This is a genomic window from Mesorhizobium sp. M0052 (genome assembly GCF_040323255.1).
In the GTDB taxonomy this organism is placed as follows: domain Bacteria; phylum Pseudomonadota; class Alphaproteobacteria; order Rhizobiales; family Rhizobiaceae; genus Mesorhizobium.
In genome coordinates, this window is record NZ_JAMYUS010000001.1 from 136,259 (window position 1) to 155,209 (window position 18,951).

Sequence of the window (18,951 nt, forward strand, 5' to 3'; positions counted from 1 at the left end):
ATCTCGCCGGCAATATAGGTGAGCTGGCAGGCAAACGAAACGGCCCGTTTCCAGCGCTTGTAGAAGCAGGCCTCACGTTCGCCCTGCGCGGGGATTTTCAGTTCATCGCTTGCGAGGTTTCCGAGGCGATCCGCCACTGGCCGTCGCTCTTCACCAGCCCAAGCGTGACGCGTGCCTTGCCGGTCATGCGCGCCGCCGATTTGTCTTTCGACATATAGTCGTAGCTCATCGCGAACACGGCTTCGGCGCGGTTCTCGCCCTGCCGCGTCACATTGAGGCTGCCGGGCTCGAGACTGAACGACCAGGATGCAAATTGCGCGAACCAGTCCGTCTTGAGCTTGACGACGGCGTCGCTGTCATAGCGCGTGCCGAAGATGGTGGCGGAAGGCGCATAGAGCCGCTTGACGGTCTCGCCGATCGCCGCGGCATCGGGCGCAAGATAGTCGTCGCGCAGGAATTTCTCGATTGCGGTCTTGTCGTCGCCTACAGACCGTTCGAGTGCCGCAACCTTTGTTTCGGGCGCCGGGGGGACGGCGGGCTTCGGCTGTGCAACCGTTTCGCCGCCGGGCACAAACTCAAACCGTTCGAGCAGCGAACCCTGTTCCCATGGGCGCTGTCCCTCGCGGGTTTCGGAGACCACGTCGCGGCGCACCGCGATCATCATGTCGTTGATGCTCTGGCCGGGCTCGGCCATGTGTCGCAGCAGGGCGGCGGCGAACGGCGAATTGCGCCCGGTGCCGTCCATGGCGACAGCGCCTGGCGCCGTCGAGAAGGCGATGAAGGAGCCGCGCGTCGAATCGAACTGCGCCAGACCGGCAAGCGCCGTTGCCGAGCGCGTGGTGGCGGTGCGGCTCAGGCTGCGGGCAAAGGGATTGTTGCGGCAGGCGTCAAGGAAAACCAGGCTGACCTTGGTCTGCTGCTCCATGATGTCGAGGACTTCGTCGATCGGCACGGCTTCGAGCTGCAGCTTGACCGGCATGTCGAGCCGGGCGTCGACCGGCACGATGTAGTTGCGCCCTTCCACCTGCAGGCCGTGGCCGGCGTAATAGAAAAGCCCGACGCCCGCACCTTCCAGCGCATCGGAAAATTCGCCGATCTTGCGCTCGAGTTCGCGCTTGCCGAGATCGTTGCCCTCGATGACGTGGAAGCCGATCGAGCGCAGCTTGCCGGCAATATCGAGCGCATCGTTGACCGGATTGGTGAGCGTGCCGGCTTCGGCATAGGTGCCATTGCCGATGACCAGCGCCACGCGCCGTTCCGGCTGCGCATCGGCGCTCAGGAGCAAAAGCCCCATAAACGCCACCGCCAAGATCACCAGCCTGCCCATGGCCGATATCATAACGCCATGGGCCCCGCCGACGCCAACGGATTTGAAATGCAAGCTTAATCCCTGGTGGCTTGCCCACAGCGGCGGCCAAGAAAACGCCCTTGCGCCGGGCCGTGCTATCGGGCAAACCGGCCTTCGCCTAGCGTTTTTCCGTCGCCCGAGGTCCCCAATGTCCGCAACGATTTCGCCGCTCGCGCCGAAGAAATATCCCAAAATGCCTGCCATTGAGGGCGTGCGCATCGCCACCGCAGAGGCCGGGATCAAGTACAAGAACCGTACCGACCTCTTGGCCATGGTCTTCGATGCCGGCACAGCGGTTGCCGGCGTGTTCACGAAGTCGAAATGCCCCTCGGCGCCGGTCGACTTCTGCCGCGAGAACCTTGGCGCCGGCAAGGCGCGGGTGCTTGTGGTCAATTCCGGCAACGCCAACGCCTTCACCGGCAAGAAGGGCCGCGCCTCCACCCAACTGACCGGCGAGGCCGCGGCCAAGGCCGCAGGCTGCACGCCAGGCGAAGTGTTCCTCGCTTCTACCGGGGTAATCGGCGAGCCGCTCGACACCACCAAATTCAGCCATTTGCTGGCCGGACTGGTCAAGGACGGCAAGCCGGATCTGTGGACCGAGGCGGCAAAGGCCATCATGACCACCGACACCTATCCGAAAGTGGCGACAGCGACGGTCAAGCTTGGCGACACCGACGTCATCATCAATGGCATCTCCAAGGGCGCCGGCATGATCGCGCCCGATATGGCGACTATGCTGTCCTTCATCGCCACCGATGCGCCGATCGCCGCCCCCGTGCTGCAGGACTTGTTGTCGCGCGGCACGGCCAAGACCTTCAACGCCGTCACCGTCGACAGCGACACCTCGACCAGCGACACGCTGCTGTTGTTCGCCACCGGAGCCGCTGCCGAGCGCGGCGCGCCCGCCATCAGCGATCCCAAGGATGCGCGTCTCGGCGCGTTCCGCCGGGCGCTGGGCAAGGTGCTCAAATCGCTGGCGCTGCAAGTGGTGCGCGACGGCGAGGGCGCCCGCAAGCAGGTCGAAGTCACCGTTACCGGCGCCAAATCGGCGCGCTCGGCCAAGCGCATCGCGCTGTCCATCGCCAATTCGCCGCTGGTCAAGACGGCGGTTGCCGGCGAGGACGCCAATTGGGGCCGCGTCGTCATGGCCGTCGGCAAGGCCGGCGAGCCGGCCGATCGCGACCGGCTGTCGATCTGGTTCGGCGACAACCGTCTGGCGCATGAGGGCGAACGCGACCCGGGCTACTCCGAGGAAGCGACCTCGGCCTATATGAAGCGCGACGACATTCGCATCCGCGCCGATATCGGTATCGGCCGCGGCAAGGCGACGGTGTGGACCTGCGACCTCACCAAGGAATATGTCGCCATCAATGGCGATTACCGGAGCTGATGGAGTTGGCTTCCAGGCATCCGGCAAGCATGCTGGCCATCGTGCGCCGCTACGAGGCTGCGGGGTTTCGCGCCTGGCCGGCGGCGGCCGTGCATTATGACGGCACCTGGGTGGTGCGGCTGACAGCCGGCCATCCGGCCAAGCGGCTGAACTCGGTCAACCCGCTCGATCCCGGCGACACCCAGCACATTGCCGAGCGCATCGGCCGCGCCAGCCGGCGCTTCGACGCCTATGGCAGGCCGCTGACCTTCCGCATCTCGCCGCTGTCGGGGCCGGACCTGGCCAAGCATCTCGACAATGAGGGCTGGAGCACATTCGACGAATCCCTGGTGATGCGGCTGCCGCTGGCGGACGCGCAACTGGCGCCGGCCATGGACCAGATTCCGCTGAAGGATATCAGCCGCTTTCTCGGCGCGTCGCTCAAGGTCAGCGGCTCGGATGCATCGCTGCGGCCCGGTCTTTCGGAAATCATCGGCGCTATCCAACCCGAAGTCGGGCTGTTTGCGCTGGAGGAAGGGGCCGACCCTCTGGCGGTGCTGATCTGCGTCCATGACGGCGATCTTGCCGGCCTGTTTGAGATCGCCACCGCCAAGTCGGCGCGCAATCAGGGCCATGGCCGCAACCTGATCCTGTCGGCGCTGAAGTGGGCGAGGCTGCGTGGCGCTCGCGAAGCCTGGCTGCAGGTCGAGGCCAGCAATGCGCCGGCGCTGGCGCTCTATCACTCGCTGGGCTTCGACGAAGTCTATCGCTACCACTATCGCCGGCCGCCGGGCGCATGAGCGAGATCACCGGCAAACGCCTGCTGCTGGTCGCCGCGTGCGCGCTGGTCGATACCGATGGCCGCGTGCTTCTGGCGCAGCGGCCCGAGGGCAAACAGCTTGCCGGCCTGTGGGAATTTCCCGGCGGCAAGGTAGAGCCAGGCGAGACGCCGGAACAATGCCTGATCCGCGAACTGCAGGAAGAAATCGGCATCGAGACCGACATTCCTTGCCTGGCGCCGCTCACCTTCGCCAGCCATTCCTATGATGATTTCCATCTCCTGATGCCCCTGTTCGTCTGCCGCCGCTTCCGCGGCATCGCGCAGCCCAGGGAAGGGCAGGCGTTGAAATGGGTGCGGCCAAAGCAGATGCGCGACTATCCCATGCCGCCGGCCGACGCGCCGCTAATCCAGTTCCTCATCGACCTGTTGTGATACAAAGCCATTTCGCGGTCTGATCTAGCCAGCGTTAATGGAAGATTTATCTCGTCGTGAAAAATTGCGGCAAAGCGGGTTCGCGGGGAGCGATTGCATGAGCCTCGACAGGGAATGGGACTCGATCCGGCCAGATCGCAGCTTTCGCGCCGCCGGCGTCGGCTTATTGCGCGTCACGCTGTTGTTCGGCTCGGCCGCAGTGGCGCTGGCGCTGATCGCGGTCCCCGTGCTGGACAACCAGACGCGATCATCCAGCCGCGATGCTCTTGCAGGCGGTCTCGACCCGATGAGCACGGGTTCGATCGGCTCGCGGGCCACCTATACTCTGCGCAGAAGCGTGCTGCAGCCCTCACCGAGCTCAGTCTGCATCATCCGCGCCGACGGCCAACGCAGCGGCGACTGCTGACCAACAAGGTCGACACCAGCTTGAGAACTTCCTCAACGCAGGCCCATTTCACAGCCTGTTAAGCTTGTGCCGTTAACCTTTCTTAACAGGTCGGCGATATGGTCGGGGATGAGAGGGATCGACGATCATGAAGCCATTGCTGCGCCGATTTTTGCAGGACGAAACAGGCGCCACGGCCATTGAATATGGCCTGATCGTTGCGGTGCTGTCGCTTGCCATCGTCGGGGGTGTCGGCAAGGCCAGCAATGCGATCCAGTTTCTGTTCAGCGACAACAACAGCAGGCTCGCAAACGCCTTCGCCGAGCACTGATCCGGAGCGCCGTCACCGCCCGCCGGGGTTTTCCAGTATCGTCTTCAGCGAGACCTTCGCCGAACCCGGTTTCAAGGGCTTTTGCTGCGAGGCATCGGGCGCCCAGCCCGACATCCAGACGATGGAAAAGCTTGCCCTGATGCGGCCATCAGCGTCCGAAAAGCGTTCGGCATAGATTTCGGCGGCACGGGTAAAAAGCTTTCGCGCTCCCGGTCGCCGGCTGCGATCAGTCAGCGCGCTGGTTTCGCCCATCGCCCTGAGATCGGCAATGAGGTCGAAGAGGGTATCGTAGCGGACGGTCACCGTTTCGACGTCGGCCACCGGCAGCGCCAGTCCGGCGCGCTGCAGCAGTGCGCCGGCGTCGCGAACATCGGTGAAGGGGATGACACGCGGGCTGGCGCCGCCACAGAGTTCGGTCTCGGCGGCGAGCAGGCTTTCGCGCAATTCGGAAAGCGTGCCGGCGCCGGCAAAGGCGCCGAGGAAAAGCCCGTCGGGCCGCAGAGCGCGGCGGATCTGCACCAGCATGCCGGGAATGTCGTTCATCGCCTGCAACGACAGAAGTGAAACGACGAGGTCGAGGCTTTCCGGCTGGAACGGCACTGTTTCCAGCGGTGCTATCAGCCCTGGCCGGCCGTCCAGAAACGCTGGATCTGCCTCGACGCGCACGATCTCCGCTGCCTTGCCGCTTGCAGCGACCACGTCCGTTGCGTCCGGCGTCTGGCAAAACAGCACCGCGGCCTTGCCGAATTTCCGCTCGACCGCGCCGAGCCGGTCGGCAAGGTCTTCCGCCGCCCGCCGCATCAGAAAATCCGCGCCGGCTACGGGGTGGGCCAGCGCCCTGCGCTTGCGCACCAGCCAAAGTTCAGTATCGATGATCGGCGGCAACGGTAGACATCCCTGTTTGTCCGTCTAGTGATATCCTGGCGCGGACGACAAAACCACGTGGCCGATCCGGTGATGGAGATCAAGAGCCTCGCTCAAACCATGTTGAAACTGGCCATGTTGGACTGGCCGGCGCGGATGCTGTTCCCGCCGGTCTGTGCCGGCTGTCGCAGGCACGTCTCGCAACCCGGCGTTTTGTGCGGTGCCTGCTGGCCGAAACTCAGGCTGCTGGAGCGGCCATGGTGCGCGGTGATGGGCACGCCATTCACGCACGATATGGGCGAGGGATTCCTGTCGGCCGAGGCGATCGCCGATCCGCCGCCGTTCGAGCGGGCGCGGGCGGCCGTGGCCTATTCAGGTGTCGCCCGCCAGATGGTGCAAGGTCTGAAATACCAGGATCGCACCGATCTGGCGCCGTGGATGGCGCGCTGGATGCTGCGCGCCGGCGCTGAGGTAATTGCAGACGCCGATGTCGTCGTACCGGTGCCGCTGCACTGGCGGCGCTTCTTTCGGCGGCAGTTCAACCAGTCGGCGGAGTTGGCAAGGGCGGTTGCGCAGCTTAGCGGGCTGCCTTTCTCGCCCTCGGCGGTCCGGCGCGTCAAGCTCACGCGCCAGCAGGTCGGGCTGGAGCGGCAGGAGCGCGAGGACAATGTGCGCGCCGCCTTCCGTGTGCCTGCGGAAGCCGAAATCGAGATCACTGGGCGCCGCGTGCTTCTGGTCGACGATGTCTACACCACCGGCGCTACCGTGCGCTCGGTCGCCAAGGCGCTGAAGAAGGGCGGCGCCGGAGCGGTCGATGTGCTGACCTTTGCGCGTGTCCTGCCGGGGGACTTTCGGGCCGACGAGTCCGCGACTATATAAGGTCAAAGAAAGGCACGGACCGATGCTCGATGTGACGATTTACACCCGTATGATGTGCGGCTATTGCGCAGCGGCCAAGCGGTTGCTCGACCGCAAGGGCGTCGCCTACACCGAGCATGACGCTTCGTTTTCGCCGGAATTGCGCCAGGAAATGATTTCGCGGGCGCATGGCCGCTCGACCTTTCCGCAGATTTTCATCGGCGACACGCATGTCGGCGGCTCCGACGACCTCCACGAGTTGGAGGCACGGGGGCAGCTGGATAGGCTGCTTGCCAACGGCTCGACGACAAAGAGCGGTTCGTAGCGCCGCTCTATGTCTTTGTTTTTACGCAATTCCGGACGGAAAACCGTTACACACTTTTCCTGGAATTGCTCAAAGAGGACGTGACGATGGGTATTTTCAAGGCGGCGGCGATTCAGATGCGTTCGGGCGAGAGCCCCGAGCGCAACGCGGTCGATCTCGAACGGCTGGTGCGCGAAGCGGCAGGCCTCGGTGCAACCTACATCCAGACCCCGGAAATGACCGGTGCGCTGATCCGCGACAAGGAAGCCAGGGCTGCTTCCTTCACCTTGGAAGACAAGGACATCGTCGTGGCGGCCGCGCGCAAGCTCGCCAGCGAACTCGGCGTCTTCCTGCACATCGGCTCGACCGCCATCCTGCGCACCGACGGCAAGCTCGCCAACCGGGCGCTGCTGTTTGGGCCGGACGGCGCCACCCTTGCCACCTACGACAAGATCCACATGTTCGATGTCGACCTCGACAATGGCGAGAGCTGGCGCGAATCCGCCGCCTATGAGCCGGGCACCGAGGCCGTCGTCACCGAGATCGACGGCGCTAGTCTCGGCTTTGCCGTCTGCTACGATCTACGCTTTCCACAGCTGTTCCGCGCCGAGGCGATGGCCGGCGCCGACCTCTTGTCGGTGCCTGCCGCCTTCACCCGCCAGACCGGCGAGGCGCACTGGCATGTGCTGCTGCGAGCCCGTGCCATCGAGAACGGCGCCTATGTGGTTGCTGCAGCACAAGGTGGCCTGCATGAGGATGGCCGCGAAACCTATGGCCATTCGCTGATCGTCGACCCATGGGGTCGAATTCTCGCCGAGGCCGACCATGACGATCCGGAGGTGATCATCGCCGAGATCGACACGGCGCAGTCGTCGGCCGCGCGTAAGAAAATCCCCAATCTCAAGAACGCGCGTGATTTTGCCGTCAATGCCGGCGCAGTGGAAGCGCCGCGGCTCAGGGGCGCGGCTTCGTGATCCGCTTTGCCCTGATCTGCGAGCACGAGCACGAATTCGAGGGCTGGTTTCGCAGCAATGACGATTTCGACACGCAGAAGAAGCGCGGCTTCGTCGATTGCCCGAGCTGCGGCTCGCACAAGGTGCAAAAGGCGCTGATGGCGCCAGCCGTCTCCACCGCGCGGAAGCAGGAAACAATTGCGCTGGCCATGGGCGAAACCCAGAAGCAGGCTTTGGCGCAACTGAAGGCGATGGCCGAGAAGGTGCGCGAGAATGCCGACTATGTCGGCGACAAGTTTGCCGAAGAAGCGCGCAAGATCCATTTCGGCGAGAGCGATGCGCGCGGCATCTATGGCGAGGCGACGTTGGACGAAGCCAAGAGCTTGGCCGAGGATGGCATCGATTTCATGCCGATCCCGAGTTTTCCCGAGGAGCGCAATTGAGCGATCAGCTGGCGCTATCGATCAATTTGCCAAGCAACTGAGCCAGTGCCCCCCGCTCCGTGCCGGTGAGCCCGGCGAGGATTTCATGCTCGTTGGCGACGTGGGCGGTCAGGGCTTCGTCGATCAAGGCCAGACCTTTTTCGGTCAGTTGCACGACAATGCCACGCCGGTCGTTGGGGTGCGGGCCGCGCAGGATCAGTCCGGCCTTCTCAAGCCGGTCGAGCCGGTTGGTCATGGCGCCGGAGGTCACCATCGTCGCCTCGTATAGAGCGGTCGGTGTCAGCGCGTAGGGCTGGCCGGAGCGGCGCAGCGTCGCCAGCACATCGAATTCGCCGGCCTGCAGTCCGAAACGGGCAAACAGCGGGGCGAGGCGCTCGCGGGCGATTAGCGACGAGGCTTCGTTCAGCCGCCCAAGCACCAGCATTGGCGACACCTCCAGGTCCGGCCGTTCCCGCTTCCATTGCTCCACCGCCTTTGCCGCGCGATCCATCTGTCTCACCGCTAAGTATCTTGACGTTAAGAATCTTTGTGGTATGCTACCTAAAGATACAGTTTCGACCCAGTGCCGCAAGTGAGTGACGGGACCATCCGATGAAATTTCTCTGGGAATCGGCGCTTGGCCTGCTGGTCGTCACCGGCGGCCTGCTCGGCCTGACCCTGCCGTTCGGCAAGCTGGCGACGGCTGTCGGCGTTCCGGCCATGGTCTGGGCCTTCGTCATCTCGTTCGGCGCCGGGGGCGTGCTGCTGTGCGCGTTGCTCGCGAACGGCGAGCGCATGCGGCTCACCTCGCACAGACTGCGCTATTTCTTCATCACCGCCGCCGTGTCCTACGCCGTGCCCAATCTGCTGATGTTTTCGGCTATCCCGCATCTCGGCGCCGGCTATACCGGCATCATGTTCACGCTGTCGCCGGTCATCACACTGGTGTTTTCGATCCTGCTCGGCGTTCGACGGCCAAATACGCTCGGCAGTATCGGTATCGCCGTCGGCTTCATCGGCGCCGTCATGGTGGCGGTGACGCGCGGCGAGGCCGGCCAGCCGGCCGATGTCTACTGGGTGCTGGCCGGACTTTTGATCCCGGTCAGCCTTGCCGCCGGCAATATCTATCGCACCGTCGACTGGCCCGAAGGCACCGGTCCGATCGAACTGGCCGTCGGCAGCCACCTGGCCTCGGCGACGCTGCTGCTGATCGGCATTCTCACGCTGTTCGGCCTCAGTGCCTTCGCCCCGCTCAGGGCCGTGCCGCTGGTTGTCGTGGCGCAAGTCGCTTCGGCCTCGGCGATGTTTGCCTTCTTCTTCCGGCTGCAGGCCGTGGGCGGTCCGGTCTATCTCAGCCAGATCGGCTATGTGGCGGCGGCCGTCGGCCTGTTTGCCGGAACCATCTTCCTCGGCGAGCACTACCAGTTGCTGACCTGGGCCGGCGCGGTGATCATCACCATCGGCGTGATCATCACCACCAAGGCGCAGAGCCAGAAGGCATAGGGTCTTTGGTTTACGCAATTCCCTAGGCAAAGCGCTATGCGCTTTTCCCGGGAAAACCGCTTCACACTTTGCTCGAACTGCTCAAGCTTAAATTTGGCTCGCGTCGAGGCGCTTCCGTAGCGCCGGCGGGGCGACGTTTCGCCAGGCCGTCCGAACGGCGCTGCGGAATGTCTGTTCGTCGCAGGCTTCGAGCATGATCGACGTCCATCCCTTTTGGCCCCAGCCGCCTGTCACGGGCCTGAAAACCGATGGCTCAGCCGCGGCCATCATCTCTTGCTGGTCCCGGTCGAGCTTGACGACAGCACGGTCGGCTTCGGGCAGCGAGACGAAGATACGGTTGCGGACGCGGAAGTCAGCCTTGCCGAAATGCGATTGCTCGACCGTTTCGGGAAGATCGAGCGCCAGCTCTCGGGCCCTCATAGTGTCCACGGCCGCCCCCTTTCGTTCAGACCGATCGTTTTTCCGCCAGCACCATATAGTTGACGTCCATGTCCTTGGAGCGTGCCCAGCGGTCGGCGAGAGGATTGTAGGTCACGCCGGTGCGGTCGATGATGGTCATGGCGGCGCTGCCAAGCGCCTTTTCAAGCTCTTCGGGCCGCACCAGCTTGCCGAACTGGTGGGTGCCGCGCGGCAGCCAGCGCAGCACATATTCGGCGCCGATGATGGCCAGGCCCAGTGCCTTCAGCGTGCGGTTGATGGTGGCCACGAACATGATGCCGCCGGGCTTGACCATCTCGCCGCACTTGCCGATGAACAGGTCGACATCGGCAACATGCTCGACGACTTCCATGTTGAGGACGACGTCGAATTTCTCGCCGGAATCGGCCAAATCCTCAGCGGTCGTAGCGCGATAATCCACCGTCACGCCGCCTTCGGCCGCGTGCAGCTTCGCCACCTCGATGTTGGTTGCCGAGGCGTCGGCGCCGACCACTTCGGCGCCAAGCCTTGCCATCGGCTCGCACAACAACCCACCGCCGCAGCCGATATCGAGGAAACGCAGGCCTTCGAACGGCCGCGCCGCCCGCGGATCGCGGCCGAAGCGCGCCGCCACCTGGTCCCGGATATAGGCAAGCCGGACCGGGTTGAATTTGTGCAGCGGACGGAATTTGCCGTTCGGGTTCCACCATTCGGCGGCAAGCGCGGAAAAGCGTTCCACTTCTCCGGCATCGATTGTCGATCGTCGGGCCTCTGGCATAGGGCGGGTCTCCTCGGACGCTAGGAAGTCGGGTGCCGGGGCAAGAAAGTCAAGGCCGGTTTTTGCGACTGCTGGCTAGTCGACCTATGGCCTCGAGATCACAATCGCCGCATGTTCCATCGCAACACTTGCGGGATCGATGGCCCGCATCGCTTCGCAATCGCCGATCTCGGCCATGATCCGGCCTGCGGCGGCGAGAGCCTGCTCGCGACTTCGCCAGCGCACCACATCGACCCATCCGCCATCGTCCCGCCGCGCCAGGCAGCGGTTTACGAAACCAGGTTGCCGCGCCAGCCAGTCGGCGACCAGGTCGTTGGCGGCGGCAAAGCCCGCTTCCGCTCCAGGCTTGAGGCGAAAGGTGACGATTTCCAGGGTCTCGGTCATTTTGCGTCCAGCACGTCGCGCAATTTCGCCGCCAGCTGCTCGATGGTGAAGGGCTTGGCCAGGAAATGCACGTCATGGTCGAGCACGCCATTGTGGACGACGGCGTTCCTGGTGAAGCCGGTGGTGAAGATCACCTTCAGCTTCGGCATGCGCGCCAGCGCCTCCTCCGCGAGCTTGCGGCCATTCATCACCGGCATGACGATATCGGTGAACATGAGCGCCACACCAGGGTTGTCGCCCAGCTTTTCCAGCGCTTCCTGGCCGCTTGCGGCATGAATGACGGTGTAGCCGAGTTCGCGCATGGCATCCGTGGTGGAAGCCCGCACGCGTGGATCGTCCTCCACGACAAGGATGGTTTCGGTGACCGGCACGGCAGGATTTCCGGCTCGTTCCGAAGATATGGCGGCCTCTTCCGGGCCGAAGAAGCGCGGCAGGTAGATCCTGATCGTGGTGCCTTGGCCGGGTTCCGAGTAAATCTTGACGTGTCCGCCGGACTGTTTGACGAAGCCGAACACTTGGCTCAGCCCGAGGCCGGTGCCCTTGTCGACCGGCTTGGTGGTGAAAAACGGCTCGAAAGCCCGCTCCATGACGTCCGCCGGCATGCCGGCGCCGGTGTCGCTGACCGCGATCATCACATACTGGCCGGCTTTGACCTCGGCATGGGTGGCGGCGTAGCCCTCGTCGAGGTGGCTGTTGGCGGTCTCGATGGTCATCTTGCCGTCCTCGCCCATGGCGTCGCGCGCATTGACCGCCAGGTTGAGAATGGCATTTTCGAGCTGGCTCGGATCGGCATGGGTCTTCCACAGGCCGCCAGCCAGCACGGTTTCGATGCGGATGGTTTCGCCGAGCGCCCGCCGAAGCAGGTCCGACATGCCGGCGACCAGACGATTGGCGTCTACAACCTGAGGCGCGAGCGGCTGCTGGCGCGAGAAGGCAAGCAGCCGTGACGTCAAGTTTGCGGCCCGGGTCGCCGCATCGGTCGCCGCTTCGATGAATTTCATGATGTCGTGCTCGCCCCGCGTCAGCTTGCGCTGGGCGAGGTTCATGGCGCTGATGATCACCGCCAGCATGTTGTTGAAATCGTGGGCGATACCGCCGGTCAGCTGGCCCACAGCCTCCATCTTCTGCATCTGGCGGATCTGCGATTCGGCCTTTTCACGCGTCTGGATTTCGTTGCCGAGCTCGATGTTCTTGCGCATCAGCTCTTCCTGGGCGATCGCCACTGCGCGGAACCGGCGGCGCGAAAGGCGAACCGTGTAGGCGCCAAGCAGGAAGATCGCCAGCAGCGCCGCTATCGAGCCGATTCGCAGCCAGTTTTCGACCCGGTCGGTATGAGCGTCGCGCGCGGCGATGGCTGCGCCGCCAATGCGCCGGATCGTGTCCATGCTGGCCCGGATCTGGTCCATGGCGGCCTTGCCTTGGCCGCTGCGGACCAGTTCCAGAGCTTTTGCCGCATCGCCGCGATCGTAGAGTGCAATCGTCTCAGCCAATTCGGCCTGGTTTTGTGAAAGCGCGTCCTTGACGTGGTTGATCTGCTGCACGAGTTCGTCGTCCGGCGCGGTCATGCCGTCGATGCGGGCAAGCTGGCCCGGAATGGCGTCGACCGCCTGCCGATAAGGCTGGAGGTAGGATTTCTCGCCGGTCAGGAGATAGCCGCGCTGGCTGGTCTCGGCCTCCTGAGCCATCGCAAGCAAACCGGAAAGCAATTCCTGATACTCGACCGCCTCGCGCGCGGCCTCACGATTGGCTCTCTGGGTCTCGACCAGCACGGCGCGTGTGCCGACGATCAACGCCAGCACGGCGAAGCCGATGAACAGCGGCAGCGATTGCCACCGCATGGCGCGTCGAAGGCGAACAATCATTCGATATGCCGGACCAAAAGGAGTTTCCCGCGGGCAGCATTTGGTAAGCGGCGGCGGGGCCGAACGCAATATGCCGCGATCCTGAAGCCGGCATCCGCCGCCAGCCTTGCGAAACCGTGATCATTTGGCTAAGGAGGCGCGCATTCAGCGGCCGGCTTCTGTCGAGCGCTTACTTCCCCTTTCGGTCCTGGGCCGGCTTCAGTCAAAGGCATTTCGCTTCCATGGCGCGCATCGTGATGAAATTCGGCGGAACCTCCGTCGCCGACATCGCCCGCATCCGCAATGTGGCGCGTCACGTCAAACGCGAGGTCGATGCCGGCCATGAGGTCGCTGTCGTGGTTTCGGCGATGGCGGGCAAGACCAACGAACTGGTTGGCTGGACGCGCGAAGCCTCGCCCATGCACGACGCGCGCGAGTATGACGCCGTGGTCGCCTCGGGCGAGCAGGTGACTGCCGGCCTGCTGGCGATCACACTGCAGAATATGGGCGTCCATGCCCGCTCCTGGCAGGGCTGGCAGATCCCGATCAAGACCGACAACGCGCATGGCGCGGCGCGCATCCTCGACATTGACGGCGCGTTCCTGATCAAGCGCTTCGGCGAGGGCCAGGTGGCTGTCGTCGCCGGCTTCCAGGGCATCGGCCCGGACAACCGCATCGCCACGCTCGGCCGCGGCGGCTCCGACACAAGCGCGGTGGCCATTGCCGCGGCGGTCAAGGCCGACCGTTGCGACATCTACACCGATGTCGACGGCGTCTACACCACCGATCCGCGCATCGAGCCGAAGGCGCGGCGGCTCAACAAGATTTCGTTCGAGGAAATGCTCGAAATGGCGTCGCTCGGCGCCAAGGTCTTGCAGGTGCGCTCGGTCGAGCTTGCCATGGTGCACAGGGTGCGTACGTTCGTGCGGTCGTCCTTCGACGACCCCGATGCGCCCGGAATGGGGGATTTGCTCAATCCTCCGGGAACGCTCATTTGCGACGAGGAAGAGATCGTGGAACAGCAGGTCGTCACCGGAATTGCCTACGCCAAGGACGAAGCGCAGATTTCTCTGCGTCGCGTCGGCGACCGCCCGGGCGTTGCCGCCGGCATTTTCGGCCCGCTGGCCGAGGCCAACATCAATGTCGACATGATCGTCCAGAACATCTCAGAGGACGGCAAGTTCACCGACATGACCTTCACCGTGCCGTCCGGCGACGTGGACAAGGCGTTGGCCGTGCTGGAGCGTCTGAAGGCTTCGATCGGCTATGACGTGGTGCAGTCGGAAGCCGGCATGTCGAAGGTTTCGGTCATCGGCATCGGCATGCGCAGCCATGCCGGTGTGGCCGCCACCGCTTTCAAGGCGCTGGCCGACAAGGCGATCAACATCCGCGCCATCACCACCTCCGAGATCAAGATTTCGATACTGATCGACGGTCCCTACACGGAACTCGCGGTTCGTACTTTGCATTCCGTGTACGGTCTGGATAAGCAGTAGCGAGAGCGATTTGAGTTGTTGCGTGTGCGCCGGTCGCAGTGGAAACTGCGGCGGGCAAAATGCCCATTGGAGAAGAAGCCGCGATGCGTGATACGGCCAGTGGCCCGCGCGTTCTGCTGAAACGGCTCCGCGAGCTCATGCAGGAGCCGCTGGAGCCGCAGGAGCGGCTCGACCGGATCGTGCGCGACATCGCCTCCAACATGGTCGCCGAGGTCTGCTCGCTCTATGTGCTGCGCGCCGATTCGGTGCTCGAACTCTATGCCACCGAAGGTCTGAACCCGAACGCCGTCCATTTGGCGCAACTGCGGCTGGGGCAGGGCCTCGTCGGCACCATTGCCGCCAGCGCGCGGCCGCTCAACCTCTCCAATGCGCAGGAACATCCGGCCTTCGCCTACCTGCCGGAGACGGGCGAAGAGATCTACAATTCCTTCCTCGGCGTGCCCGTACTCAGGGCAGGGCGCACGCTGGGCGTGCTGGTGGTGCAGAACAAGACCATGCGCCACTACCGCGACGACGAGGTCGAGGCGCTGGAAACGACCGCCATGGTGATCGCCGAGATGATCGCCACCGGCGATCTCGCTCGCCTGACCCGGCCCGGCCTCGAACTCGATCTGCGCCGTCCCGTCAGCTTTACCGGCCTGTCCTTCAACGAGGGCGTCGGCCTCGGCCATGTCGTGCTGCATGAGCCACGCATCGTCGTCACCAATCTGTTCAACGAGGACAGTGAGGAAGAGGTGCGCCGGCTGGAGACGTCGCTCGGTTCGCTCAGGCTTTCCATCGACGACATGCTGGAGCGGCGCGATGTCGCCTTCGAGGGCGAACATCGCGAGGTGCTCGAAGCGTATCGCATGTTTGCCAACGACCGCGGCTGGGTGCGCCGGCTGGAAGAGGCGATCCGCAACGGCCTGACGGCGGAAGCGGCGGTGGAAAAGGTCCAAAGCGACATGCGCGCCCGCATGCTGCACATGACCGATCCTTATTTGCGCGAGAGGATGAGCGACTTCGACGATCTCGCCAACCGGCTGCTGCGCCAGCTGATGGGGCGCGGGCCTGACGACGTCGCGGCGTCACTGCCGAAGGATGCCATCCTGGTCGCGCGCTCGATGGGCGCGGCCGAACTGCTTGATTATCCCAGGGACAAGCTGCGCGGCGTGGTGCTGGAAGACGGCGCCGCCACCAGCCATGTCGTCATCGTAGCGCGCGCCATGGGCATTCCGGTCGCCGGCCAGATGAAGGGCGCCGTTTCCATGGCGGAAAACGGCGATGCCATCATCGTCGACGGCGAGGAAGGCACCATCCATCTGCGGCCGCAGCCCGACCTCGAAGCTGCCTATGCCGAAAAAGTGCGCTTCCGGGCGCGCCGGCAGGAAGTCTACCGGGAACTGCGCAAGAAGCCGTCGGTGACCAAGGACGGCGTCCAGGTCGACCTGCTGATGAATGCGGGCCTGGCCGTCGACCTGCCGCAGCTGGCCGAGGCGGGTGCGGCCGGCATCGGCCTGTTCCGCACCGAATTGCAGTTCATGGTCGCCTCGACCTTCCCGCGCGCCGAGGCGCAGGAGCGGCTCTACCGCGACGTGCTGGACGCGGCGCGTGGCAAGCCGGTCACCTTCCGCACCATCGACATCGGCGGCGACAAGGTGCTGCCCTACTTCAAGGGCGCTGTCCAGGAAGAAAACCCTGCGCTCGGCTGGCGCGCGATCCGGCTGACGCTCGACCGGCCGGGTCTGCTCAGGACCCAGATCCGCGCTCTGCTGAAGGCCTGCGGCGGGCGCGAACTGAAGCTGATGCTGCCGATGGTGACCGAGCTCGGCGAAATCGCCCAGGCGCGCGAGATCATCGACCGCGAAGTGCGGCATCTCTCCCGCTTTGCCCACCATCTGCCGACCAGCCTCAAGGTGGGCGCCATGCTGGAAGTGCCGTCGCTGCTGTTCCAGCTCGACGAGTTGATGAAGGCGGTCGATTTCGTCTCGGTCGGCTCCAACGACCTGTTCCAGTTCGTCATGGCGGTCGATCGGGGGAACACGCAGCTCTCCGACCGCTTCGACACGCTGTCGACGCCGTTCCTGCGGGTTCTGAAGCAGATCGCCGACGCCGGGGTTCGCAACCACACGCCGGTGACGCTGTGCGGCGAGCTTGCCGGAAAACCCATTTCCGCCATGGCGCTGATCGGCCTCGGCTACCGCTCGATCTCGATGTCTCCAGCCTCGATCGGCCCGGTCAAGGCGATGTTGACCGAACTGCCACTGGAGGAATTGGAGGCTTTCTTTGCCGACAATCTGATGGCGCCAGCTCAAGGGCTGCCGATGCGAGCGCTGCTGCAGGCCTTCGCCGACGACCGCTCCATCCCGCTATAGCATTAGCCATGGTCAATCTTCCCCGCGAGCGTATGGATCAGGTCGTCAAGCGTTTCGAGATGCTCGAAGCGCAGATGTCGGCCGGCCCGGCAGCCGATGCCTATGTGAAGATGGCTTCCGAATATGCCGAGCTGCAGGACATGGTGGCCAAGGTCAGGGAACTGCGCTCAGTCGAGCGCGAGCAAGCCGACCTCGAGGCGATGCTTGCCGACAAGGGCACCGACGCAGAGATGCGGGCCCTGGCGGAGGCAGATCTGCCCGGCGTCGAAGCGCGTATCGAAGAGCTGCAGAAGGACATCCAGATCCTGCTGTTGCCCAAGGATGCGGCCGACGACAAGAACGCCATCCTTGAAATCCGCGCCGGCACCGGCGGCGACGAGGCGGCATTGTTTGCCGGCGACCTTTTTCGCATGTATGAGCGCTATGCCGCCGAACGCGGCTGGCGCTTCGAGACGGTGTCGGCCAGCGACGGCGATGCCGGCGGCTTCAAGGAAATCATCGCCACCATTTCCGGTAGGGGAGTCTTTGCCCATCTGAAATTTGAATCCGGCGTGCACCGCGTGCAGCGCGTGCCGGCGACCGAGGCCAGCGGGCGCATCCACACTTCGGCGGCGACGGTTGCCGTACTGCCGGAGGCCGAAGAGGTCGACATCGACATTCGCGCCGAAGACATCCGTATCGACACGATGCGCGCCTCGGGTTCGGGCGGCCAGCACGTCAACACCACCGATTCTGCGGTGCGCATCACCCATTTGCCGACCGGCATCATGGTGGTGCAGGCGGAGAAGTCGCAGCATCAGAACCGGGCGAAAGCCATGCAGATTCTGCGTGCGCGGCTTTACGACCTCGAGCGCAGCAAGGCGGACGAGGAGCGCTCGGAGTCACGCAAATCGCAGGTTGGTTCGGGCGACCGTTCGGAGCGCATCCGCACCTACAACTTCCCGCAGGGCCGCCTTACCGACCATCGTATCAACCTGACGCTCTACAAGCTCGACCGGGTGATGATGGGCGAGCTCGATGAGGTCATCAATGCGCTGATCGCCGACCATCAGTCGAAGCTGCTCGCCGATATCGGCTTCGATGGCTGACATGTTGCCCGGCGCGCTCGGGCCGTTGTTGCGGGTGGCGCGGGAGCGGCTTGCCGCGGCCGGCCTTTCCGACCCGGCGCTGGATGCCAGGCTTATCGTCGAGCATTTTTCCGGCACGGACCGTACGCAGGCGATCGCCGACCCGCAACGGACGGTCGATGCGGGTGCGGTTGCCGCAATCGGCGCTGCTCTGCAGCGCCGCATGGCCGGCGAACCGGTTCACCGCATCCTCGGGTTTCGCGAGTTTTACGGCCTGCGGCTGTCGCTGTCGCCGGAAACGCTGGAGCCGCGGCCGGACACCGAAACGCTGGTCGAGGCGATCCTGCCTTTTGCCGGCGCGACGGCCGAAAGGCTGGGGGAATGCCGTATCCTCGATCTCGGCACCGGTACCGGCGCGATTGCGCTGGCGCTGCTCAGCGCGGTTCCGGCCGCGACCGCCACCGGGGTCGATATTTCACAAGACGCGCTGGCAACCGCGATACGTAATGCCGAGCAACTCGGACTCGCCGGCCGGTTCGTGGGGCTGCATTCCGACTGGTTCGAAGAAGTTTCGGGCCGATACCATGTAATTGCCGCAAACCCTCCCTATATATCGTCTGGAGACATTGGAAATCTGCAGGACGAAGTCCGCGATTTCGATCCGCACAGAGCCCTTGATGGCGGTGTGGACGGTCTTGGCCCCTACAGGATCATCGCCGCCGAGGCGGCAAAGTTTCTGGAAGCAGAAGGCAAGATAGCGGTCGAGATCGGCCACTCGCAGCGCAATGAGGTCAGAGACATATTCGCGGCAGCCGGCTACAGGCTGGCCGGGGCATTCGTCGATCTTGGCGGAAACGACAGGGTTCTTATGTTTGAACAGGGAAAGCCTTGATGCAGTGCAAAAAAGCGCTTGGCAATGCCGGGGAATGCGGCTAGGGTCCGCCCTAACCGGATGAGACGAAGCAGGCAGTGCTCTTAGCGATTCGGTTTTCCTTGGAAATAGCTGCCTTCTTGCGCAAACGACGCCCAAGCTTCGTGCGGGAATCGTCCGGCAAGTGATGTAA

At 64.2% G+C, this 18,951-nt stretch carries 21 protein-coding genes; 14 read left to right on the top strand and 7 right to left on the bottom strand.

Annotated elements, in window-relative coordinates; all coding sequences use genetic code 11:
* Positions 1-97 precede the first annotated feature (97 nt).
* Positions 98-1,327, bottom strand: a complete 1,230-nt coding sequence (locus NKJ77_RS00675; RefSeq protein WP_023832519.1) for a caspase family protein — start codon at positions 1,325-1,327, stop codon at positions 98-100.
* 169 nt (positions 1,328-1,496) lie between these two features.
* Here NKJ77_RS00675 and argJ point away from each other — a divergent pair, with 169 nt between their 5' ends.
* From argJ to NKJ77_RS00700, 5 genes are all read left to right on the top strand, one after another.
* The gene (gene argJ, locus NKJ77_RS00680) at positions 1,497-2,738 is read left to right on the top strand and encodes a bifunctional glutamate N-acetyltransferase/amino-acid acetyltransferase ArgJ (protein WP_023822807.1); all 1,242 of its coding nucleotides are present in this window, start codon (positions 1,497-1,499) and stop codon (positions 2,736-2,738) included.
* Between the two features lie 29 nt (positions 2,739-2,767).
* The gene (locus tag NKJ77_RS00685; RefSeq protein ID WP_031195769.1) at positions 2,768-3,517 is read left to right on the top strand and encodes a GNAT family N-acetyltransferase; all 750 of its coding nucleotides are present in this window, start codon (positions 2,768-2,770) and stop codon (positions 3,515-3,517) included.
* Positions 3,514-3,930, top strand: a complete 417-nt coding sequence (mutT, locus tag NKJ77_RS00690; RefSeq protein ID WP_023685791.1) for an 8-oxo-dGTP diphosphatase MutT — start codon at positions 3,514-3,516, stop codon at positions 3,928-3,930. The genes NKJ77_RS00685 and mutT overlap by 4 nt, the downstream gene beginning before the upstream one ends.
* A 97-nt stretch (positions 3,931-4,027) precedes the next feature.
* Positions 4,028-4,336, top strand: a complete 309-nt coding sequence (locus tag NKJ77_RS00695; RefSeq protein ID WP_023694000.1) for a hypothetical protein — start codon at positions 4,028-4,030, stop codon at positions 4,334-4,336.
* 127 nt (positions 4,337-4,463) lie between these two features.
* On the top strand, positions 4,464-4,646 hold the full coding sequence (locus NKJ77_RS00700) for a Flp family type IVb pilin (protein WP_023672984.1): 183 nt from the start codon (positions 4,464-4,466) through the stop codon (positions 4,644-4,646).
* Positions 4,647-4,658: 12 nt separating this feature from the next.
* On the opposite strand, the gene NKJ77_RS00705 is transcribed toward NKJ77_RS00700, so the two are convergent.
* On the bottom strand, positions 4,659-5,531 hold the full coding sequence (locus tag NKJ77_RS00705; protein ID WP_023832520.1) for a methyltransferase domain-containing protein: 873 nt from the start codon (positions 5,529-5,531) through the stop codon (positions 4,659-4,661).
* Positions 5,532-5,603: 72 nt separating this feature from the next.
* Here NKJ77_RS00705 and NKJ77_RS00710 point away from each other — a divergent pair, with 72 nt between their 5' ends.
* The 4 genes from NKJ77_RS00710 (at position 5,604) to NKJ77_RS00725 (ending at position 8,068) form a co-directional block, all read left to right on the top strand.
* A complete protein-coding gene (locus tag NKJ77_RS00710) occupies positions 5,604-6,389 on the top strand; it encodes a ComF family protein (RefSeq protein WP_196813620.1) in 786 nt (261 codons plus the stop codon).
* Between the two features lie 22 nt (positions 6,390-6,411).
* Complete coding sequence (gene grxC / locus NKJ77_RS00715) at positions 6,412-6,693, top strand: glutaredoxin 3 (RefSeq protein WP_023672982.1); 282 nt, start codon at positions 6,412-6,414, stop codon at positions 6,691-6,693.
* Between the two features lie 86 nt (positions 6,694-6,779).
* Positions 6,780-7,646, top strand: coding sequence for a carbon-nitrogen hydrolase family protein (locus NKJ77_RS00720; protein WP_023672981.1), 867 nt, complete (start codon positions 6,780-6,782; stop codon positions 7,644-7,646).
* Positions 7,643-8,068, top strand: coding sequence for a DUF1178 family protein (locus tag NKJ77_RS00725; RefSeq protein WP_023672980.1), 426 nt, complete (start codon positions 7,643-7,645; stop codon positions 8,066-8,068). The genes NKJ77_RS00720 and NKJ77_RS00725 overlap by 4 nt, the downstream gene beginning before the upstream one ends.
* A 4-nt stretch (positions 8,069-8,072) precedes the next feature.
* Here NKJ77_RS00725 and NKJ77_RS00730 read toward each other — a convergent pair whose 3' ends face one another.
* Positions 8,073-8,558 (bottom strand): MarR family winged helix-turn-helix transcriptional regulator, encoded by a 486-nt coding sequence (locus NKJ77_RS00730; RefSeq protein WP_023672979.1) that lies wholly within the window; start codon positions 8,556-8,558, stop codon positions 8,073-8,075.
* Positions 8,559-8,659: 101 nt separating this feature from the next.
* Here NKJ77_RS00730 and NKJ77_RS00735 point away from each other — a divergent pair, with 101 nt between their 5' ends.
* The gene (locus tag NKJ77_RS00735) at positions 8,660-9,550 is read left to right on the top strand and encodes a DMT family transporter (protein ID WP_023818505.1); all 891 of its coding nucleotides are present in this window, start codon (positions 8,660-8,662) and stop codon (positions 9,548-9,550) included.
* Between the two features lie 87 nt (positions 9,551-9,637).
* Here the strand turns inward: NKJ77_RS00735 and NKJ77_RS00740 are convergent, their stop codons facing one another.
* The 4 genes from NKJ77_RS00740 to NKJ77_RS00755 form a co-directional block, all read right to left on the bottom strand.
* On the bottom strand, positions 9,638-9,970 hold the full coding sequence (locus NKJ77_RS00740) for an MmcQ/YjbR family DNA-binding protein (protein WP_023685781.1): 333 nt from the start codon (positions 9,968-9,970) through the stop codon (positions 9,638-9,640).
* A 25-nt stretch (positions 9,971-9,995) separates the two neighbouring features.
* A complete protein-coding gene (ubiG, locus tag NKJ77_RS00745; RefSeq protein ID WP_023672976.1) occupies positions 9,996-10,745 on the bottom strand; it encodes a bifunctional 2-polyprenyl-6-hydroxyphenol methylase/3-demethylubiquinol 3-O-methyltransferase UbiG in 750 nt (249 codons plus the stop codon).
* An 84-nt stretch (positions 10,746-10,829) separates the two neighbouring features.
* Complete coding sequence (locus NKJ77_RS00750; RefSeq protein WP_023693994.1) at positions 10,830-11,129, bottom strand: antibiotic biosynthesis monooxygenase family protein; 300 nt, start codon at positions 11,127-11,129, stop codon at positions 10,830-10,832.
* Positions 11,126-12,967 (bottom strand): CHASE3 domain-containing protein, encoded by a 1,842-nt coding sequence (locus NKJ77_RS00755; protein ID WP_023824678.1) that lies wholly within the window; start codon positions 12,965-12,967, stop codon positions 11,126-11,128. Before NKJ77_RS00755 ends, NKJ77_RS00750 begins: the two co-directional genes overlap by 4 nt.
* A 245-nt stretch (positions 12,968-13,212) precedes the next feature.
* On the opposite strand from NKJ77_RS00755, the gene NKJ77_RS00760 reads away from it, so the two are divergent.
* The 4 genes from NKJ77_RS00760 to prmC all read left to right on the top strand — a co-directional run bounded on the left by NKJ77_RS00760 (position 13,213) and on the right by prmC (position 18,779).
* Positions 13,213-14,466 (top strand): aspartate kinase, encoded by a 1,254-nt coding sequence (locus tag NKJ77_RS00760; RefSeq protein ID WP_023685777.1) that lies wholly within the window; start codon positions 13,213-13,215, stop codon positions 14,464-14,466.
* Between the two features lie 83 nt (positions 14,467-14,549).
* Positions 14,550-16,820, top strand: a complete 2,271-nt coding sequence (ptsP, locus tag NKJ77_RS00765; RefSeq protein ID WP_023672972.1) for a phosphoenolpyruvate--protein phosphotransferase — start codon at positions 14,550-14,552, stop codon at positions 16,818-16,820.
* Between the two features lie 8 nt (positions 16,821-16,828).
* Positions 16,829-17,908 (top strand): peptide chain release factor 1, encoded by a 1,080-nt coding sequence (prfA, locus tag NKJ77_RS00770; RefSeq protein WP_023824677.1) that lies wholly within the window; start codon positions 16,829-16,831, stop codon positions 17,906-17,908.
* Complete coding sequence (gene prmC, locus NKJ77_RS00775) at positions 17,901-18,779, top strand: peptide chain release factor N(5)-glutamine methyltransferase (RefSeq protein WP_352533942.1); 879 nt, start codon at positions 17,901-17,903, stop codon at positions 18,777-18,779. Before prfA ends, prmC begins: the two co-directional genes overlap by 8 nt.
* The last annotated feature ends 172 nt before the right edge of the window (positions 18,780-18,951 follow it).

What these genes read in the sequence shown, in the direction of transcription:
- NKJ77_RS00675 (WP_023832519.1), bottom strand. Translation starts at nt 1,327, where the DNA reads ATGGGCAGGCTGGTGATCTTGGCGGTGGCGTTTATGGGGCTTTTGCTC.
- argJ (WP_023822807.1), top strand. Translation starts at nt 1,497, where the DNA reads ATGTCCGCAACGATTTCGCCGCTCGCGCCGAAGAAATATCCCAAAATG.
- NKJ77_RS00685 (WP_031195769.1), top strand. Translation starts at nt 2,768, where the DNA reads ATGCTGGCCATCGTGCGCCGCTACGAGGCTGCGGGGTTTCGCGCCTGG.
- mutT (WP_023685791.1), top strand. Translation starts at nt 3,514, where the DNA reads ATGAGCGAGATCACCGGCAAACGCCTGCTGCTGGTCGCCGCGTGCGCG.
- NKJ77_RS00695 (WP_023694000.1), top strand. Translation starts at nt 4,028, where the DNA reads ATGAGCCTCGACAGGGAATGGGACTCGATCCGGCCAGATCGCAGCTTT.
- NKJ77_RS00700 (WP_023672984.1), top strand. Translation starts at nt 4,464, where the DNA reads ATGAAGCCATTGCTGCGCCGATTTTTGCAGGACGAAACAGGCGCCACG.
- NKJ77_RS00710 (WP_196813620.1), top strand. Translation starts at nt 5,604, where the DNA reads ATGGAGATCAAGAGCCTCGCTCAAACCATGTTGAAACTGGCCATGTTG.
- grxC (WP_023672982.1), top strand. Translation starts at nt 6,412, where the DNA reads ATGCTCGATGTGACGATTTACACCCGTATGATGTGCGGCTATTGCGCA.
- NKJ77_RS00720 (WP_023672981.1), top strand. Translation starts at nt 6,780, where the DNA reads ATGGGTATTTTCAAGGCGGCGGCGATTCAGATGCGTTCGGGCGAGAGC.
- NKJ77_RS00730 (WP_023672979.1), bottom strand. Translation starts at nt 8,558, where the DNA reads ATGGATCGCGCGGCAAAGGCGGTGGAGCAATGGAAGCGGGAACGGCCG.
- NKJ77_RS00735 (WP_023818505.1), top strand. Translation starts at nt 8,660, where the DNA reads ATGAAATTTCTCTGGGAATCGGCGCTTGGCCTGCTGGTCGTCACCGGC.
- NKJ77_RS00740 (WP_023685781.1), bottom strand. Translation starts at nt 9,970, where the DNA reads ATGAGGGCCCGAGAGCTGGCGCTCGATCTTCCCGAAACGGTCGAGCAA.
- ubiG (WP_023672976.1), bottom strand. Translation starts at nt 10,745, where the DNA reads ATGCCAGAGGCCCGACGATCGACAATCGATGCCGGAGAAGTGGAACGC.
- NKJ77_RS00750 (WP_023693994.1), bottom strand. Translation starts at nt 11,129, where the DNA reads ATGACCGAGACCCTGGAAATCGTCACCTTTCGCCTCAAGCCTGGAGCG.
- NKJ77_RS00755 (WP_023824678.1), bottom strand. Translation starts at nt 12,967, where the DNA reads ATGCGGTGGCAATCGCTGCCGCTGTTCATCGGCTTCGCCGTGCTGGCG.
- NKJ77_RS00760 (WP_023685777.1), top strand. Translation starts at nt 13,213, where the DNA reads ATGGCGCGCATCGTGATGAAATTCGGCGGAACCTCCGTCGCCGACATC.
- ptsP (WP_023672972.1), top strand. Translation starts at nt 14,550, where the DNA reads ATGCGTGATACGGCCAGTGGCCCGCGCGTTCTGCTGAAACGGCTCCGC.
- prfA (WP_023824677.1), top strand. Translation starts at nt 16,829, where the DNA reads ATGGTCAATCTTCCCCGCGAGCGTATGGATCAGGTCGTCAAGCGTTTC.
- prmC (WP_352533942.1), top strand. Translation starts at nt 17,901, where the DNA reads ATGGCTGACATGTTGCCCGGCGCGCTCGGGCCGTTGTTGCGGGTGGCG.